The organism is Endozoicomonas montiporae CL-33 (assembly GCF_001583435.1).
In the GTDB taxonomy this organism is placed as follows: Bacteria; Pseudomonadota; Gammaproteobacteria; order Pseudomonadales; family Endozoicomonadaceae; genus Endozoicomonas_A; species Endozoicomonas_A montiporae.
This window is the reverse complement of sequence record NZ_CP013251.1, coordinates 2359722-2378763: the sequence shown is the minus strand read 5'-3', so window position 1 is coordinate 2378763 and position 19042 is coordinate 2359722. Positions and strand designations below refer to the sequence as shown.

At 49.3% G+C, this 19042-nt stretch carries 17 protein-coding genes and 1 pseudogene; 10 read left to right on the top strand and 8 right to left on the bottom strand.

Going from position 1 to position 19042, the window contains the following annotated elements; translation table 11 throughout:
• Positions 1-134: 134 nt before the first annotated feature.
• The 4 genes from EZMO1_RS10880 to EZMO1_RS10865 all read right to left on the bottom strand — a co-directional run bounded on the left by EZMO1_RS10880 (position 135) and on the right by EZMO1_RS10865 (position 6264).
• Positions 135-1622: an ArnT family glycosyltransferase gene (locus EZMO1_RS10880; RefSeq protein WP_145912567.1), complete on the bottom strand. Its 1488-nt coding sequence runs from the start codon at positions 1620-1622 to the stop codon at positions 135-137.
• Between the two features lie 202 nt (positions 1623-1824).
• Positions 1825-1995, bottom strand: coding sequence for a XapX domain-containing protein (locus EZMO1_RS10875; RefSeq protein WP_061509456.1), 171 nt, complete (start codon positions 1993-1995; stop codon positions 1825-1827).
• A gap of 112 nt (positions 1996-2107) precedes the next feature.
• Positions 2108-5194 carry an efflux RND transporter permease subunit gene (locus EZMO1_RS10870; protein ID WP_051789447.1) on the bottom strand — a complete coding sequence of 1029 codons (3087 nt, stop codon included), beginning with the start codon at positions 5192-5194 and terminating at the stop codon, positions 2108-2110.
• Positions 5194-6264, bottom strand: a complete 1071-nt coding sequence (locus EZMO1_RS10865) for an efflux RND transporter periplasmic adaptor subunit (RefSeq protein ID WP_034873215.1) — start codon at positions 6262-6264, stop codon at positions 5194-5196. Before EZMO1_RS10865 ends, EZMO1_RS10870 begins: the two co-directional genes overlap by 1 nt.
• 162 nt (positions 6265-6426) lie before the next feature.
• Between EZMO1_RS10865 and EZMO1_RS10860 the strand changes: the two genes are divergently transcribed.
• The gene (locus EZMO1_RS10860; RefSeq protein ID WP_034873214.1) at positions 6427-7470 is read left to right on the top strand and encodes a phospholipase A; all 1044 of its coding nucleotides are present in this window, start codon (positions 6427-6429) and stop codon (positions 7468-7470) included.
• Positions 7471-7510: 40 nt separating this feature from the next.
• Here EZMO1_RS10860 and EZMO1_RS10855 read toward each other — a convergent pair whose 3' ends face one another.
• Entirely contained in the window at positions 7511-8179 is a 669-nt protein-coding gene (locus EZMO1_RS10855; protein WP_034873213.1) for a DUF3313 domain-containing protein, read from the bottom strand.
• A gap of 513 nt (positions 8180-8692) precedes the next feature.
• On the opposite strand from EZMO1_RS10855, the gene EZMO1_RS10850 reads away from it, so the two are divergent.
• From EZMO1_RS10850 to EZMO1_RS10820, 6 genes and pseudogenes are all read left to right on the top strand, one after another.
• A complete protein-coding gene (locus EZMO1_RS10850) occupies positions 8693-9601 on the top strand; it encodes an ISL3 family transposase (RefSeq protein WP_051789443.1) in 909 nt (302 codons plus the stop codon).
• 39 nt (positions 9602-9640) lie between these two features.
• Positions 9641-10398 (top strand): IS1 family transposase gene (locus EZMO1_RS28110; protein WP_420809906.1). Its coding sequence is split into 2 segments (ribosomal slippage): positions 9641-9908 and positions 9908-10398, totalling 759 coding nucleotides; the frame shifts between segments, so codons are not numbered across the junction.
• A gap of 45 nt (positions 10399-10443) precedes the next feature.
• Positions 10444-10809: pseudogene (locus tag EZMO1_RS10835) on the top strand (transposase); the annotation flags it as partial.
• Between the two features lie 161 nt (positions 10810-10970).
• Entirely contained in the window at positions 10971-11795 is an 825-nt protein-coding gene (locus EZMO1_RS10830; RefSeq protein ID WP_034873211.1) for a hypothetical protein, read from the top strand.
• 42 nt (positions 11796-11837) lie between these two features.
• Positions 11838-13274, top strand: coding sequence for a hypothetical protein (locus tag EZMO1_RS10825; protein ID WP_034872942.1), 1437 nt, complete (start codon positions 11838-11840; stop codon positions 13272-13274).
• A 47-nt stretch (positions 13275-13321) separates the two neighbouring features.
• The gene (locus EZMO1_RS10820) at positions 13322-13813 is read left to right on the top strand and encodes a hypothetical protein (RefSeq protein ID WP_145912566.1); all 492 of its coding nucleotides are present in this window, start codon (positions 13322-13324) and stop codon (positions 13811-13813) included.
• 78 nt (positions 13814-13891) lie between these two features.
• Here EZMO1_RS10820 and EZMO1_RS10815 read toward each other — a convergent pair whose 3' ends face one another.
• The 3 genes from EZMO1_RS10815 to EZMO1_RS10805 are packed head-to-tail and all read right to left on the bottom strand — an operon-like array spanning position 13892 to position 17279.
• Entirely contained in the window at positions 13892-15124 is a 1233-nt protein-coding gene (locus tag EZMO1_RS10815) for an ABC transporter permease (RefSeq protein ID WP_034873208.1), read from the bottom strand.
• Positions 15121-15834 carry an ABC transporter ATP-binding protein gene (locus EZMO1_RS10810; protein ID WP_148659585.1) on the bottom strand — a complete coding sequence of 238 codons (714 nt, stop codon included), beginning with the start codon at positions 15832-15834 and terminating at the stop codon, positions 15121-15123. The genes EZMO1_RS10815 and EZMO1_RS10810 overlap by 4 nt, the downstream gene beginning before the upstream one ends.
• Positions 15834-17279: an efflux RND transporter periplasmic adaptor subunit gene (locus EZMO1_RS10805; protein WP_034873206.1), complete on the bottom strand. Its 1446-nt coding sequence runs from the start codon at positions 17277-17279 to the stop codon at positions 15834-15836. Before EZMO1_RS10805 ends, EZMO1_RS10810 begins: the two co-directional genes overlap by 1 nt.
• Positions 17280-17498: 219 nt before the next feature.
• On the opposite strand from EZMO1_RS10805, the gene EZMO1_RS10800 reads away from it, so the two are divergent.
• From EZMO1_RS10800 to EZMO1_RS10790, 3 genes are all read left to right on the top strand, one after another.
• Positions 17499-18068: a flagella basal body P-ring formation protein FlgA gene (locus tag EZMO1_RS10800; protein WP_034873204.1), complete on the top strand. Its 570-nt coding sequence runs from the start codon at positions 17499-17501 to the stop codon at positions 18066-18068.
• Between the two features lie 189 nt (positions 18069-18257).
• On the top strand, positions 18258-18452 hold the full coding sequence (locus EZMO1_RS10795; RefSeq protein WP_034873203.1) for a hypothetical protein: 195 nt from the start codon (positions 18258-18260) through the stop codon (positions 18450-18452).
• A gap of 172 nt (positions 18453-18624) precedes the next feature.
• A complete protein-coding gene (locus tag EZMO1_RS10790) occupies positions 18625-19008 on the top strand; it encodes a DUF2237 family protein (RefSeq protein ID WP_034873202.1) in 384 nt (127 codons plus the stop codon).
• Positions 19009-19042 lie beyond the last annotated feature (34 nt).

The window sequence follows — 19042 nt, the reverse complement described above, 5'->3', positions numbered from 1 at the left end:
ACGAGTATAATTGCCATAAAAACCCCCGCCAGTCATCCAGTCTGACATAGATTTATAGGCATTCACGCTCTGTTTAATAGGAAAATGCCGCCATTACACCATTTTGTAAAGGGCGGCATTGGTATAACCGGCTGCTATTTCAGCTGCGGATCACAGTAATAGAACTGGAAACGATTGACTTCAACACCGTCCACGCCGGTGTTCAGAACATCCCGCAACTGACAGACAATACCCGCTTTTTCATAGCGACCATCTTCGGGCACTGACCGGTTATCACGAATAAGAATGCCACGACTGTCTGCATCAGGTTCGCCATACCAGAAATCAAACTGCGACAGTCTGTCGGTAATCACCTGAACGGGCAGAGGATAGGCGTACCAGGCAATGCGACTGGCCCGCACCCAGTTATCCACCAGCAGCACCGGCTCATCACTGCCGGTCTCTTGTCGAACTTCTTCCAGCAGCTGACGGGCATGCACCGCTGCCTGCTTCCAACCCACCAGGTCTTTGATCGCACCTTTCATAAAGGGGAAGGTTGATAGCGGCATAAAGGCCAGAAAAGCAAACACAAACGCAATAATACCCACTGAAAGAACACTGGACACCAAAGTCAGAATTTTCACCCAGAGCTTCTGCCAGTTCAGACAGATCCAGTAAGCACTGAGCGGCGCGAGCACCGACCACATCATGGCAGGCCAGTTAGGCAGCACAGCATCACCACCGGCAGAGTAGGCCACCACCAGCAAACCGGGCCAGGTGGTCCAGATAATCAGCCAGGCCGCTGCTTTGTGTTCCTGAGGAAAACGATTACGCAGCACACTGATCAAAACGGCAATACCCACAACATAAGCGAGCAGGCTGTACAGCAGCATCTGCCCGACCTGCATGCCTAAAGCGTCTTTCAGAGACCAGACACTGACTTCCATGCCCCGATCCAGCTGATAAGCAAAAGAAACCCAGTCGTTCTGAACGTTCCAGATCAGTACCGGTGAAATCAGAACAAACGCAATCACGGCTGCCAGCCATGGTCCGGGCTGACGCAACCAGCGCATGCCCTGATGCTGAAACAGAAAGCCAACCAGGCCAATAGGAATGAACAGGGCGGTGTACTTTGAAAGACCCGCAAAACCGTAAAGGACACCCAGTAACAGCCAGTCTACCAGTCGATTGTGCTGGTAAATTCGCCAGGTCACATCAACCGCCAGCAGAGCCACCACCATCAGCGGCAGATCCGGCACCAGCCCCCAGCCCATCAGCTGCAGAATCGGAGCCGTATTCAGAAGGAACACCGCCACCAATCCGGTTCTGCCGGATTCGTCATTAAACAGGGTTCTGCCAAGGCGGAGAACAAGAACGCTGGATAAGGCGTAGAGCAAGGCAGGAATTAGTCGAACGGTCAATTCGTTATAGCCCAGAGGCGCAATCAACAGCTGTAACCAGCCCACCATAGGAGGATGATCAAAATAACTCAGATCGGGATTCAGGGCATACAGGGCATAATGGGCTTCATCAACCCCCAGAGGCACGCCAGAGGCCAGTGCCAGATGCACAGCCAGTACCGCCAGAATTATTAACCAAGCTGTGAGCTTCCGGTTCGACTCTACCATTCTGTCAACGCTCAAAACAAAACGCGCAGTTTAAAGGGCTGAACCATTTTAAACAATCGTTTTAGAGCTTACGGAACGGAAGAGTTCATAAGAAGAGTTCACACATTGTGCAGTAATGATTCTGACAGTGCTGACTGGAAAGTCATACCGCTAAAAAAATTGTACTTTGATAAAACGAAGATTGACGAGCAAACTGCCAGAGACCAGTAGAGTATGATCAGGAGTTAAGGTGTTTGATCAAAAACAGAAAAGCCTCATGCCCCAGATAAACACCCACAATACCCATCACTCCGGGTAAAACCGGTGGTGCAGGAATGGGGAGTTTAAGGAAGCTGAAAATGACTCCTACAATAAAGCCGGTAACCGTTGCTAGCAGAACTTCGGTCATGATCGAACACGTCCGCAGAAATGAATCCTACCTCAATAATAGTCGATGACTGCCTGAGTAAGCGGTGAAAAATCAGAGCCGGAGTCTTTTGACTCCAGCTGTTGATTTCAGGCTACTGTTTAGAAGCTGCAACCTTGGGAAACCATTTTTCCAGAGGCCAGCTGAAAAGTAATGAATACAGTACAGGCACTACACCCAGAGTCAGCAGAGTTGAAAACAGCAGACCCGCAATAATTGCCACCGCCATGGGCTCCCACATCAGCCCCCCACCCAGATACAGCGGAATCATGCCCAATACCGTCGTGGCCGTGGTCAGCAATATCGGACGTAAACGACGTTGGGCTGCAACCACAATGGCTTCATTCATCGGCAGACTATTCTGTTCCTGCTCAAACCGGATTCTTTCCAACAGCACAATGGCATTATTAATGACGATACCCGCCAGCGAAACCACTCCCAGCAGGGTCATGAATCCGAAAAATGACCGTGCAACCAACAACCCGATAATAACGCCAATCATTCCCAGGGGAATGGTCATCAAAATAATGAACGGCTTGCGAATGGAGTTAAACTGCGCCACCAGCAGAATCAGGATAACAAACGCAGCAAGAGGCATTTTGGCACCGATGGCGGCATTTGCCTTACCAGAGCTTTCGGCTTCACCACCCGGCTCAAAGCGATAACCGGGAGGCCAGCCCTGTTGCTGTAGCCACGGCGTTAATTGGCCAAATGCCTCAGCCGCCGTGATACTGCCATCAAGCTGGGCGCCAACAGACACCACCTTTAAACCATCACGACGCAGGATTTCCCCCGGCTGCCAAACGATTTCAATATCCGCTACCTGTTTCAACGGCACAGTCTGTCCGGTTGACTGGACAAACACCGACAAGGATTCCAGTTTACCAATATCCTGCCGGTCGCCCTCGGCGGTTCGAAGAATCACAGGAACGACATCGCTGCCTTCACGAAACTGGGTCAGTTCCAGTCCACTGAGTCCCGTCTGCAGTGACATGGCAATATCCTGACTGGTCACACCAGCCCTCAATGCACGGTTTTGGTTAATCACAACCTGCAGCTTCTTGATGCGTGGTCCCCAGTCATCACGAACAGTCTTCAGACCGGATATTTGAGACATCTGTTGTTTAACTTGCTGCACCAGCCGGAACAACTGATCCGTTTCGCGTCCATACAACCGCACTTCCACCGGGTTTTTAATGGACACACCGCTTTCGATACGACGACTGTTGATCTGTAAATCCGGAAACTGTTCAAAACCATAGCGGTCAAGCTTCTGAATCAGTGCGTCAATCACCTGATCAGAACTGGTATTCAACACCATCAGGGCATAATTTGAACGGGCAGGTTCCGGACTGTGCTGCAACACAAAGCGAGCGCCTCCCGAACCAATATGACTGACCCAGCGGGTCACGCCCTCCTGACGCAGATCCGAGACTTGTAATTCCTCAGCAATAAACCGATCCAGTTGATTCACCACCGCCAGTGTCCGGCCGATGGTGGTTCCCGGAGGCAATTGCAATTCAGTCTTAAAATAGAGCCGGTCCGACGCTGGAAAGAAAATCTTCGGTACATACTGAAACGCATTCATCACTAAAGTAAACAACAGTGCCACAACACCCAATGTTGCCAGACGGTGGGCTAATAACCCTTCTAACAAACGACGGTAAGCGGCATAAAGCCCTTGTGTATAATCCGTCTGCTGTTGTTTAACCTTCAGAAACAAAACACATAACAGGGGAATCAGGGTCAGGGATAGCACCCAGGAGCACAGCAGCGTAATGGTCACCACCAGAAACAGCGATGCCGTAAACTCGCCGACGGCCGATTCTGCCAGATAGATGGGCAAGAAGGCTGCTGCCGTGGTGAGTGATGAGGTCAATAACGGCACCCTGAGTTCACCCGCAGAATCAACAGCCGCTTCAAGGGGCGGCTTACCTGACTGCATCTGAACCATAGTATTCTCGGCCATCACAATGCCGTTATCCACCAGCATTCCCAGGGCAATAATCAGAGCAGCCAGCGAAATCTGATCCAGTCCAATTCCCACCAGCGACATCACCAGCATCGCTGCAATCATACTGGTGGGAATCAGGGTAGCGACAATCAATCCGGTTCGCGGGCCGAGGCTGAACAGCATCACCGCAGAAACCACCAGAATCGCCTGAATCAGGTTGGAGACAAAATCATTGACCTTATCTTCGACCTCTTTAGGGGAAAAGTGCATCAGCTCAAAATTAATACCTATAGGGTAAGTCTGTTGCAACGCCAGCATTGTCGCTTCAACCTGACGCCCCAGCTCAATATTATTGCCCCCTTCCCCCATGGCAATACCAAGAGCCAGAGCGGGAACACCCGATGCTTTGACAAAACTTCTGGCCGGATCAACATAGCCACGCTCAACCGTCGCCACATCCTCCAAATGCAATACCCGATCACTGCCCGGTATTGGAATAACGGTCTGACGGATATCGTGAACACTGTCAAAGTTACCCGTAGGTTCCAGCTCAATGCGTTCATGATGCAGATTAATGGCACCACCCGGAACCACGATATTGCGACTGCCCAGCTGCTGCATCAGCCAACCCGGCGACAGCCCCAGCTGACCAAGACGGTCATTGTTGTAACGGATAAATATTCGCTCTTCCTGGGCACCATAAATGTCCACCTTTGCGACTTCAGGCAGGTTCAAAAATTCATCACGCACTTCATCTGCAATGGTTTTAAGCGCCCGATAGGAAAAGTCTTCACCGGTCAGGGTCACCATCACTCCGAAGACTTCACCAAACTCATCATTCACCAACGGGCCAATTGCGCCGTCCGGCATCTCGCTGGCAATATCTTCCATTTTGCGGCGCAGACTGTCCCATATCGGGCGCATGTCGGTATAACGTTCCTGAATATTAACGGTAACAATGGAAGTACCTGTTCGGGAGGCGCTTTTGACAAAATCCAGTTCAGGTATTTCCCGAACCGCTTTTTCAATCCGGTCGGTAATCAATGTTTCTACCCGTTCCGGACTGGCACCGGGAAACTGGGTGATGACCTTGGCAACACGAATGACAAAGCCAGGGTCATAAGCTCTGGGCAAATTCTGATACGCCTGCAATCCCGACAACACCAGCACCAGCAGTAAAACCAGTGTCGTACGATTATTAACAATGGCCGTTCGGGTTATGGACATCACTGCTCTCCCTCGCGCCACTGAACGCGCATGCCATCCACCAGTTGGCTCATACCCGCAGTAATCAGCTGTTCACCGATGGCAAGACCGTCTGTAATTTCTATCCCCGAAGCCAGCAGCTGCCCCGTTTGCACCGGACGTCGTTTAATCACTCCCACCCCGGGCTCTGCCGATTCCACCAGATAAACAAACCTTCCCGCACTGTCCTCCTGAACGGAATGAGCCGGTATCACCAGCCAGTCTGTGCCAACGGTCGCCTGCTGAATGGTCACACTGGCCGTCATTCCCGGAAGAATCCTGCTGCCCGCATGATCAGCCAGAAGAAAGGTCACCGTATATGTCTGACTGCTCTCATCAGCCTGTGCCGCAAAGGCTGATAATTCCAGAGGGAATACTGTGTCTGCCATCCCATCAAAATGCGCGGTGTAACGTAACGGCTGCCGCCCTTCCCTGTCATTGGCAATCACACTTTCCGGCATATCGACCTTAATCAATAAAGACGACAGGTCATGAAGCATCAGAATGTCCTGCTTAGCGGATACTTCTTCATAATTATCTGCATACACTCTGGCAACCTGACCACTGAACGGCACCCGTATACGGGTATAAGACTTTTCCTGTCGTGCAGTTTCCAGCTGTGCCGTAGCATTACTGAGTTTGGCTTTCAGATTATCAACATCCGCCCGGGCAATAGCTCCCTTGCCTACCAACTGAACGGCTCTTTCATAGTCCGCTTTTGCTGCCTCGAAACTGGCCTGCCGATCCTTGAGGCGAATATCGAAATCCACCGGATCCAGTTCTGCGACCACCTGCCCTGCAACCACTTTGCTGCCATCTTTAACAGTCAGCGATGCAAGACGCCCTGATACTCTGAAACTCAGGCTGGCTTGCTGACTGGCTTCAACCACACCGGGAAATGATTTTTGCAACCCCGTATCAGACAAAGACACGGTTATAGAACGTACAGGGCGAAGAATTTCCTGTGGTTCTGAAACAGTCTGGTCGCAGCCAATAAGCAGACCTGTTGCCACAAAGAGCAGGGAGAGAGAGCGTAGTGTTTGCCTGATCATTCGGGTTGCCCGAGTTTGTTATTATTAGCAGCCTCTATCCTAACGCCAGACGATTACTGTTGTATATAAATTGAGACTGTACGATATAGAAGCGGGAGACAAAAACCTGTACAGTCGGAACCGATAATAAATATAAGTAGTGAACGTGACAGGTTTGGGACAATGAAAAAAAGAAAAGACAAACGTCGTTTTTTATTCTGTTTGCTCGCGCCCTTGTCTTTGCCTGTATCGACTGCCAATAGCGAAACGACTGAACAGTGCCTGCTAAGGTTTGCCCTTAAAGGCGATGCGGATATGACATTGTCAGAACTCCGGTCAGCCTGCTCATCACGTCAAAACGAATCTAATGATGTCGTCATCACCCATCAAACCATGAGGGCTGACCCGTCCAGCCCAATGGACAGGCGGATTACCGGTGAAAAAGCGGCCACAGGCAACCGGTTTGTCATCACTCCGCACAAGCCGAATTACATTTTGCCAGTGTCCTATGTGTCCTCTACCAATACTCAGCCTTACCAGCCCTTTAATGCCCGGGTTCCCGACCTTGACAACACCGAGGTGAAATTTCAGCTGAGCCTGAAAGCACCGGTCCGGGAAGGCGTATTTAACGGCAATGGTACGCTATACGCTGCCTACACCAATACCTCATGGTGGCAGGCTTATAACAGTGCCGAGTCTGCTCCGTTCCGAGAAACCAACCACGAGCCCGAACTGTTTATGATGTTTCCGACCGAATACCCGTTATTAGGAATGGATTTAAAAGCTGTAGGGTTTGGCTTCAGCCATCAGTCTAACGGTCGCAGCAATTACCTATCCAGAAGCTGGAACCGGATTTATATGAGTTTCCTGCTGGAGAAGGAACAGTTCTATGCTGGATTCAAGCCCTGGTACCGAATTCCTGAAGACAAGAAAAAAGACGACAACCCGAATTCAAAAGGCGATGACAACCCTGATATCAGTCAATACATGGGCTACGGTGAACTTTACTTTGGCTACAAGTTTGACCGTCATAACATCACCGCCATGATGCGCAACAATCTGCGCTCCAACAACAAAGGCGCTGTTCAGCTGGACTGGTCATTCCCACTGACAGAGCGCTTCCGGGGTTATGTGCAGTACTTTAATGGTTATGGCGAAAGCCTGATCGATTACAACATCAGCTCCAACCGACTGAGTGTGGGCATTATGCTGACCGACTGGCTGTAATGCGACAAAAGCCTCTGTCAATCAGAGCCTTCTGTCGTTTTTACTGACAGTTTGGGAAATGGCGGCAGAAGGCATCGATCCAGTTATCCACCAACGGCTTCATCTCGACGGCAGACAAGGTGCGTAATTGTCCAATATCAATGGGGGGTAACTGTACGCCTCCTACCAGTACAGCAATCTGCTCTCCGGTCACACTGTCTACCAGTTCGCCTTCCTGATATATATTCAGCATTTTGTCGCGATCGGTTGTCAGCTGATCCTTATCATGAACGAGCAACCCAAGGGGCAATGCCTGATGGGACTCTGTTGGTTTAAGATCCGTTTCCTCACCCGTGATGGCAACCCGCAGTCGTAAAATACCCTCGCCGGGTGTTACAGTCAGCTCGTAGTGCTGACCCATCCGGTAATTCAGCTGGTTAGTAAAGTAATTCTGTAATTTTTTATAACGTTCCGGCTCGATATCCCATTCCTGCAAGGTTTCATCCGGAATATGAAGTGCTACAGGATTGACGATCAGGCGATCGTAATCAGACAGCACCGATTCGCTGGCATTAAAACCAAGGAACTGTTCTTTTTTATCTGCAGGTAAAGGTTCCAGATCCTCATACTGACTGAGAAAACCGCTGTGATTCTGAATATCCGGGCTACTGCCACAAGCTGATAGCAAGCCGACGGATACAATAAACAACCAGTCGTTTCTTTTAAACATTGTCAGGGCTTTCCGTTGCACCTTTTGTCTTCATCATTACAAATACGGGAAGAAGCCTCAAGACGCTATTTCATTTTGATAAAGCTCAGGAAGTAGCCATAAACAGTGACTGAATCAAAAGTGTTAGTACAACTGACCGACTTGTTAGTGATACGTCCAGTCTTTTGCAGACTTTTATGGTCAAAGGGGAATCAATAACAAAAGGAACCATGGCATGGATGCTACCCAATTTCCACCGATTACTATAACCGTGACGCCACCCACACCGGAGCCTGTCACAAAAAATGATCACCAAACTACTGGCATCTCTGTCGAGAAACCGGTTCAGCCCACCGCTGGCTTGAAAGCAACCAGTCAATTGCGAGCAAACAAACGGCTATCTAGTTCATTTTCAGATTTAGGCTCTTCAGGGGTATCTGTGGGTAAAAATGGGTCGATTTGGGGATAGAAGCATCAGCGGCTGATTTCTGGTAGCTTTTTGTTATCAGGCAAAAAACAATAAAAATACCGCTGATGCTAATAAAAACTATCCTCAATAAAGTCTATAAACTCAAGTCCTTTGTTTATCAGGATGTGAAACTTGGTTCCTATCAAGGCTCTGACGTCTTTAACGTAACTGTTGTTCCACGAAAGAATGGCCACGCTATCTGCTCAGGGTGCCAGCAACCAGCCCCAGGCTATGACCAACTTACTGAGCGTCGCTTTGAGTTTATCCCTCTTTGGGGAATGAGAGTTTTTCTTCTCTACGTAATGCGACGGGTAGAGTGTAAACGTTGTGGAGTGAAGGTTGAACAGGTTCCATGGGCTGACGGCAAGAGAGAGCTAACCAAAGCTTACATGCAGTTCCTTGCTCACTGGGCAAAAAAACTTTCGTGGAAAGAGGTTGCCGGTAGCTTCGGCACTTCATGGGAGAAAGTTTTTCATGCTGTTGAGTATGTTGTTGAATGGGGAAAAGCTCACCGCTCACTGTGTAACGTCCGGGCAATAGGTGTTGATGAGGTTGCCTACCAGATAGGCCATAAATATCTGACCGTCGTCTACCAGATTGATCGAGGCTGCACACGATTATTGTGGGTTGGTCAAGAGCGTACAGAAGCTACCATTCGAAGCTTCTTCACCTTCTTTGGTGTGGAACGTAGTCAGCAATTGGAATATGTTTGCTCTGACATGTGGAGGCCTTACGTGAACGCCATTGCGGAATATGCCAGTCAGGCACTGCATATTCTGGATCGCTTTCACATTGTAGCCATGCTGAACAAGGCTATAGATGAAGTCAGGGCATCTGAGCACAAGCAGTTACAGGCCGATGGTTATGAGCCTGTTTTGAAAAAGACTCGCTGGTGCTTGCTCAAACGGAAAGAAAACCTGACCGAGAAAGAAGAGGTAGTGGCACAGTTCTGTGATTCTAGCCCTGTCTGCTAAAATACGACATTCGGCAACTTTGAAAAATGCGGTTTAAAAATGTGCCTTACGCAAGTCCTCTGTACAACATGTGGCAGTAACCAAGTTCGGCCTTTCGGATACAGCACTCATGATGTTCCACGATACTATTGCTGTAATGACAAATGTGAAATCAAAACCTTCATGCTTGAATATCGCTACAAGGCCTGTGAGCCTGGCGTTAAAGAAAAAATCATCGATATGGCAATAAATGGCAGCGGAATCAGGGATACAAGTAAAGTACTCGGAATAAGCAAGACAACAGTAATAAAGACTCTAAAAAAAAAGAAAGCGGTCTGGTAAAGGTCAACCCAAATATTCAAACTATTGATCTCAAGTCAGATGCAATTATTCATGTAGGGCTTGTCTGCCAAGAGGCTGAGCTAGATGAGCAGTGGTCGTATGTTCATGATAAATCGAACCAACGCTGGCTTTGGTATGCTGTTGATCACGCTACAAATACCGTGCTTGCTTATGTTTTCGGAAAACGGAAAGATGAAGTTTTTAAAGAACTCAAAACACTTCTGAAGCCATTTGGTATTAATAAATTTTACACCGATGATTGGGGAGCCTATGAGCGACACCTTGATGAAAACATGCATATTATTGGTAAAGCAAACACTCAGAAGATAGAGCGTAAAAACCTTAATTTTCGGACTTGGATTAAACGGTTGGCCAGAAAGACAATTTGTTTTTCAAAGCTCGAAAAGATGCACGATATTGTTATTGGATTATTGATTAATAAAGTTGAGTTTGGGGTCAATATTCACGCGATATAACAGTTCTGGCCCACTACCAAAGAAGAGATCAAATTAAACACTGTGCTTCAGTACAACCTGAAAAGTGTCAGAGCCTACCTGCTCAAAGAAGAGTTTCAGGCATTCTGGGAGTACGTTTCACCACATTGGGCAGAAAAATATCTGGATCGCTGGTGCACAAGAGTGATGCGATCAAAGATAGAACCGATGAAGAAAGTCGCTAAAACAGTTCGACGACACAAGCCACTCATCTTGAACTGGTTCAGGGCAAAAAAAGCGTATTCCAGCGGAATTGTTGAAGGTCTGAATACCAAGATAAAACTCACTACGAGAAAATCATACGGCTTCAGAACCTATAAATGTGCAGAAATCGCTTTATATCATGCTCTTGGCAAGCTGCCTGAACCAGAAATGACCCACAGATTTTACTGACGAGGCCAGATTTAAGAGCTTTCCATCAAGGTATTAATGACAAGGACGATGAGCCCTTAAAGCGTGGTACTCAACTGCGTAAAAGTTTTACACCAAAAGGCATCAGACGCTCTCAGTCCGATCGGGTATCTTCAGGTCACGTGGTTAAGCAGTCATCCAAAATGCCATTACCTTCCTTCAAAGTACCGAGTACACGTCATACTAACCCTTTAGATCCCGGGGATATCGAACAGGCTTTTGAGGAAAAATCACCAGGGCAGCTTGCTGCCAATATTCTGGACCCGGCTGTAACTTCCCTTTACAAGTGTGCGTCAGCTCCTGTGCCAGGATCGGAAGTACTGCCTCAGGAACAAGCCGACAAATTAAGGCGGTTTAATATTGTTATGTTAATGGGAAAAATGGGCAGCATGTTTAATCAATATGCGAAAGGCACTTTTAAACATCGACATATCGGTGGGGGATTTCTGGATTTCAATCCGAGAAGTCATTTTGAATTAATCGCCAACAACATCAGGGCTGTATTTGTCAGCCCCTCAAGCTTGCCAGGCCGCTTCACTGCTTTGGACAAGATCAGTCAAAGCGATCAGGTCGTTGATTTTGGAGCAGGTGATACTTTGCAGGCCAGCAGTATGATCATTGATCAGATTGCAGATTTGCTTGTCTACATACTCAATGTTGCCAAGGACGACCCTAAGTTCAAGGATGACGAAGAATCACAAAATCTAATGATGCGCTTACGAAAGTTGACAAAGAGCTTCCGCAAATGCCAGGCGCAGGGGCTTGCTTCTCAGTCATGCTGCGAACAGATGTTATACATTCTAAAAGAAATCTTGCAGTCAGTTCCCATGATTGAAGACGCTAATGATGAAAAGCGAAAGGGTGAAAGTCTCATACTGACCATTTTTTCTGGGCTTGCCGTCCGTGGTTTATACAGCAGCTACAAATTTTCTCTGGACTTACATAGGAACGGCCAAACACCGCTATGATGGTTACTGTAAAAGATACCGCAACAGTGAAAGGCCGCCCCGATGCAAGTATGTCAGCCACTAGCTGAAGCCGCCAATTTTTCTTGTCATGCTATCCAACAGCTTGAGCAAAAACTGGCCGTTCTTCGTCAGGAACACAGCCCAATCAAGCACTTTGAAGACTATGAAGGTGAGATCCATAAACTCTTTATCGAAGCAGAGCAAAGCGTTCTGGCAGAAGACCTGACCGGGCTTGATATTGACGTTCCTGCGATTGAGGTAAGCGGTGTCTGTTACCATCGGGTGTTGCGATCTTCAGAAACTTATCAATCCGCTGTCGGCCCTGTCCGGGTTTTGCGTACGCTCTATCGTAACGGTAAGGATCACTCTATCATCCCTTTGGAGCTACAGGCAGGTATTGTAGAGGGGTATTGGACACCAAAAGCAGCTAAACAAGCTGTCTGGATGGTTGCGCAAATGCCTCCCGGAGAGGCTAAAAGCCTACTTGATCTGATAGGGAACATGACGCCCTCGGAAAGCTCTCTGGCCAGACTACCCAAAAAGTTCAATGCGCAGTGGGAACCCAATAGGGAAGCCTTTGAAGACTTTCTCTGGGAAAGCGTCAAGGTTCCTGAAGAAGCTGTGACTGCGGCCGCTTCTCTTGATGGCGTCATGTTGCCGATGAAAGATGGTAAACGTCAGGAAAAGCGGGAACAGAATAGAGTCGATGGCAAGCGAACCCGTGGCCCTGCTGGCTGTCAGGAGGCCAGTTGTGGAACATTGTCGTTTTACGATGCACAGGGTGAACGCCTCTCAACGGTCAGGATGAGTCGAATGCCTGAAAGCAAGAAAGTGACTTTGAAACAATCACTCTCCGCACTCCTGAGCGAAGCTCTTCGACAGAGGCCAGATCTGACGCTTGTTAAAGTCGCTGATGGGGCAAAAGACAACTGGACCTACCTTGCCAATGAACTCCCTGAAGGTCACGAGGTTGTAGACTTCTATCATGCCGCAGAGCACCTGAAGAAAGCGTTTGACCTGTCCTATGGTGAAAACAGCAACAAATCCAGAGAAAAGTTCATCACCTATCGCCACATCCTCAAAGAGGAGCCCGAAGGTGTTGAAAAAGTCATCAAAGCTCTGGCTTACCAGCATAAACGACACCCTCGTCGATCGAAGTTGAAAACAGAGCTGGAGTACTTCAGAAGTAATCGAACCCGCATGAACTATGCTGAACACTTGTCGCACAACTTGCCAATAGGCTCAGGGGTTATTGAGGCTACTTGTAAAACCTTGGTAACGCAGCGAATGAAGTGTTCTGGAATGAGGTGGCGGCATCCCGGAGGCCAAGGTATTTTGACAGCAAGGTCATTAATTCAGAGTGGCATGTTCGACAATGGCTGGAAGTTACTGGCGGTGACCTACTGCGCCAAGGTCACGGAAGTGGGTATGGACAATGTCATCCCATTCCCCATGCAGAAAGGTGACTTGGAATTATAGTACCAGTCAATATGAGACTTTCACCCAAGCGAAACAAACTGACACTTATGGAACGTAGCTTACTATCTGCCAGTAAAGTACCTGTGGAAGCAGCGGTTCAGCGAGAACTGTTACCTCTTGTTCTGACAACACTCAAGGCCATTCAACAAGGAACTTCTGTCGAGGCAAACCTGAAACAGTTTGAACAACTGGCTGAACAAGTATCTCACATTGGAGAAGATGACCAGAGTCGGATAGCCGCCGAGAAACAGGAACACAAGCAGTCCGTTGCAGAGTTAAAATTAACTCTGGACACTGCAAAAACACAACCGTTTGAAAAAGACTCAGCAGCAACCAGCAAAAAAACCTGGAGAAAACAAAAGGCAGCCTTGATTGAAGATCTCGAAAAGCAGATCGAAATTACCAATGAACAGTTCAGCAGTCGCCTCTCTGCTCTGGAAAAAGAAGCCGAGGAAAGCAACAAAAGACAGCTGACCGACTGGAAAGAGCAGTTTACAGCGTTTACCCAACAGGCAGGTATCAAACCGGTAGCCAATTAAGGTAGAGCCTTACTGAAAACCATCAAGCAGACAAACCGCGGTCAGAATTCTGACCGCGGTTTGTCTGATCATTAACGACTAGTCATACCGAAGCGCATCCACCGGATTCAGTCTGGATGCTTTTCGCGCCGGATAAAACCCGAAAAACAGACCAATCAACGCCGAGAACAGCACGCTGACAATGGATATCCACCATTCGATATAAACCGGCAGCCCCGTCAGGTACTCGGCACCAAACAGCCCGATAACTGCTACGCCAATGCCCAGCAATCCACCAATGCCACACAAAACAATGGCTTCAATCAGAAACTGCGCCAGAACATCGGCCTGTCTGGCACCCAGTGCCAGTCGCACACCAATCTCACGGGTGCGTTCGGTCACTGACACCAGCATGATATTCATAATGCCAATGCCGCCTACCAGCAACGACACACAGGCGACACCGGCCAGAAGACTGTTGAACACCTGTCCGGCTTCAGCACGCATTTTCAAACGTTCTGTCATATTGGTAATACGGAAACTGGCATTGGAGCCTGGCTTGATCCGATAGCGCTGTTCCAGCAGAGCGTTAACCTCGCCACTGACCCAGTCCATAGTATCCAGATCCGTCACCTGTACCCAGATTGCATCCACAGCGGTTGGCAAACCTCTTCGGGCACCGAACAGGCTTTTGCGAGCCGTCTGAATAGGTATCATCATAATATCGTCCTGATCAGAACCCCGGGCATCTTCACCCTTGCTTTCCAGCACTCCCTGCACCGTAAACGGTACTTTATTGATCCTTATCTGCTGCCCCAGCGGATTGTCCTGACCGAACAGTTCTTCTGCCACCGTTGAACCGATTACCACATCCTTGCCGTTGGCACGGAACTGCAAAAGATCAATGTCCTGATCATACGCCAGGTGCCAGTTATGGATTTTCAGATAGTCTGCCGTAATGCCGTTAACCCGGGTTGACCAGTTAGAATTACCACTGACCACCTGTACACTGCCGGAAATCCATGGAGCCGCATAACGAACACCCTGTACCTCTTCAGCAATAAAACGGGCGTCTGCCTTCTGCAGTGTGGCAACACCACCCGCACCCTGGCTCACACCACGATCCTGACGACTGGGACCACGCACCAGCAACATATTGGTACCCATGGAATCCAGCTGTGCTTCAACCTGCTTCTGGGCACCACCGCCCAGCCCCATCATGACGACCACAGAGGACACACCAATAATGATCCCCAGCATAGTCAGAAAGCTTCGCAACTTGTGCGCCGCCAGAGCTGACAGCGCCGTCAGCAGGGTTTCAATAAACTTCATGCTGCCACTCCCTGTCTTTGCCCGGCAGCCGTTGCACGACGATCCGACACCAGTTCACCGTCACGAAACAACAATTGTCGTTTGGCATAATCGGCAATATCCGCTTCATGGGTCACTACCACCAGAGTGATGCCCTGACGGTTCAGTTCCGTAAACAACTGCATGATGTCGTGGCCGGTTCGGGTATCCAGCGCACCAGTTGGTTCGTCGGCCAGAATCAGCCGTGGCTGATTGACAATGGCTCTGGCAATCGCCACCCGTTGCTGCTGACCGCCTGAAAGCTCTGCCGGACGATGAGATGCCCGCTCAGCCAGCCCGACCTGACTGAGACAACCCAGAGCTCGCTCCCTTGCCTGCTTCCTATCCTTTCCCGCGTACATCAGTGGCAGGGCAACATTGTCCAGCGCTGTCAGGCGCGGCAAGAGATTGAACTGCTGAAACACAAACCCGATGTAATTGCAGCGCACTTCTGCCAGCTGATCCGCAGAACATTGCGACAGAGCCTGATCATTCAGGATAATTTCACCGCTGGTTGGCCGGTCCAGACACCCCAGCTGATTCATCAGAGTCGATTTGCCCGAGCCTGAAGGTCCCATCAGGGCAACGAACTCTCCCTCATCAATGGTCAGGGAAACCTTTTTCAGAACCTGCAGTTTCTGGCTGCCTACATCATAAACACGACACAAGTCTGAAGCTGTGATCAATGACATCAGCTCTGCTCCTGTCGCGCCGAGATAATGATTTCCTCGCCGTTTTCAAGGGCATCCGACAGAATCTCGGTATAACGTTCATCGCTCAGCCCGGTCTGGATTCTCAGACGACGGGGTTCACCTTTCCGAAGCACCCAGATATCGCTGCCATTGCGCCCTCTGCCACCTCGCCGGGCACGCATAAAACGCATGACCTCAACCGTTCTTTCTTCTCCCAGAACTGCCACCAGTTCAGAACGATCAATACGTGGACTGCGCTGGTCTGAAGCACCGGCACCACCCATAGCCCCACCTGCAGGGCCAGACTGACGGTTTTGTTCCCGCCGTAACGACATGGCTTCTTTCTGGGCAGAAGCAAACATCGCCTGTACCTGTTGTTTCTGCTCTTCCGACTCAAACAGTTCCTCAGGCAGATTAACAGGCTGACGCTGTTGCTGACTCTGCAACTCTCTCGGTGCCGAAAAACGTAAGGCACTGTTCGGCACCCTGAGGGCACTGGGCTGCTGTCCGATAATGATATCGACATTGCTGGTCATGCCGGGATAAAGACTTAAATCGCTGTTGTCCACCGAGATAATGGTGGTATAGGTCACCACCGATGAAGCAACAGTGGCTGCCAGCCGAACCTGCTCCACTTCTCCCTGATAGGTTCGGGACGGATAGGAGTCAACCGTGAAACGCACTGATTGCCCTTCCTGCACCTGTCCGATATCCGCCTCATCCACATCGGCTTCAATCTGCATGCGTCGCATATCTTCAGCGATAATAAACAGCTCCGGGGTGCTCTGGTTGGCGTTGACGGTCTGCCCTTCTTCAACAATACGTTCAAGAATTACACCATCCACCGGCGAATAAATTCGGGTTCGTTCAAGGTCAAGCTGAGCTTCATCCAGTGCGGCCTGACGCTTTTGCAGTTCGGCTTCGGAACGGCTGATTTCAGCCTTTGCCAGAGCGATCCGGGCTTCTGCCATGGACTGCTCGGACTGGGCTCGCTCATATTCGCTATCTGTCGTATGCCCTTTTTCAGTCAGCTCTTTCAGGCGTCGGGTTTCCCGAATACGAAAGGTGTAATTGGCTTCCTGCTCCAGCAGCGAGGCTTTGCTTTTTTCTACAGCCGCTTCAGACAACGCCAGATCGGCTTCTGCCTGCCTCAGTTTGGCAACTATGGAACGGTCGTCAATCTGTGCCAGAAGGTCGCCTCTGGACACAACGCTATTGTAGTCAGCATGAATATGATCAATACGCCCCGAAATTTCAGCCCCCACCGTGACGGTGCTGACCGCTTCCAGAGTACCGGCAGTAGCAACAACGGACTCAATACGTCCGGTATCCACCTGAGTCGTCTGGAAAACCCACTCAGGCGCCTGACTCTGATTGGAAAACCATGCGTACCCCCCACCAATGGCTGCTGCCATACATACGACAAGAATCCGTTTTTTTGACATTCTGGATACTTCCTGAAACCGAGTGTTTAGCTTAAAAATGGTCGTTTAATCAGGAATGTAGCATCCAACCTTGTCCACAGTTAGCCAATTTGTCGCAAATTGTATCAACTCGCTGATACACGTCATTAATCGTTCAATGACTACTCAACCCACGCTCATTGATTAACGTATTATCTGCTACTATTTGAACGATCTACCAGTCTTTGAACGGACAGAATCATGCTATCCGTTATCCGCTACTCTCGGCGTCTGTTTCTTTTGTTAACACTGCTCTTACCGGCAGGAAATGGTTGGTCGGACAATTTTTCGAGTCAGGCTGTTCAGGCAGTAACGCACTGGCTGGAGCCGCGGGCCAATGAGCTTGCTGAAAGTCTGGAAGCATCCCATTTCAAAGTCAGTGTCGAACCACCACCCGGGCGTATTAAGCTCTCACGCTGCCCGACAGCACCCCGGGTAAAACTGCTGACCAGACTGGCTCCCGGCAGGCAGTCGCTTAGAGTCATCTGCCACGAGCAAAATAACCAGAGTCTGATGGTACATGCCTATATCAGCCTGTTTGTGCCGGTTATCGTCAGTCGTCAAAGGATTCAAAAAGGTGCGCTCATCACTGAAAACAACAGCCTCTGGCAGACGCTTGATATAAGTCATCTCAAGCAGGGCTACTTTAGAGATATTGCACCGCTGAAAGGCTTGCCTGCATTGAGAACCATTAAGCCCGGACAGGTACTGACACCGGAAATGTTCCTGTCATCGCACCAAGACGCAGAAAACTCTGGTATCGCTGAATGAACTACAGCGTTACCCCAAGTCACGTTTGGTGACAGCCTGCAAGGAACAATCCCCACAATTGCGTCTTCCTGAAGGAGCAGTTATTCCATTGATAGCGATACTGTCGGGAAAATAAGAAAGTGGCACAGACCCTGCTTATATCATTACGTTCAAGACTGATCTCCAACAATAACAATAAAAGACGCTACTATGGATATTCCGTCAGACAGTCACATGGAGGCCTACCTGAAACACCTTGGTATCAGGACTGGAAAAAGCAATATAAAGTCCGAGTATCTGCGCAGCATATACAAGGTTTTGCCAAGAAAAAAAGCCCTGAGAATGACAACCCGTCAGGCTCGTCGGCAAACCATGATTCAGCCCGGAATTAAATCCGAAACCTGACTGTCATCGGTTGAAGATAAGTGCCTTGTATTGTTTGCGCACAATAGCGTTAGCCATTTTCAGACCCTGTCATTCAGAAAAAACCTCATAAAACACCCGGAAAACTGTCCTGAAACATTCTGTTTCTCTGGCTGGCAGGCTATAGTGTTGCCGTTACCAAGGGGATACGGTCATGAGTTCAAAAGCCAGCCATCAGAAAAATGTCTTCGGAGAACCTTTGCAGTCATGCTGCTTTGACCCGGCCACCGGTATTTTTCGGGACGGGTTTTGTCATGCTGACAGCAACGACCCGGGGCTGCATGTTGTCTGTGCACGCATGACCAAAGACTTTCTGGAATATACTCTGTTGCAGGGCAATGACCTGATCACACCCAACCCGGAGGCCGACTTCCCCGGACTTCAGGACGGAGACCGCTGGTGTTTGTGTGCCATGCGCTGGAAACAGGCATTTGATGCAGGGCTGGCACCCCCGGTCTATTTAAAATCGACCCATGAGCAGGCTCTGGAAGTAACATCACTGCAGGATCTGAAATCCTGTGCAATCGATATACACTAAATACCTGCCCCACACTGGCACTCGCTGTCAAACG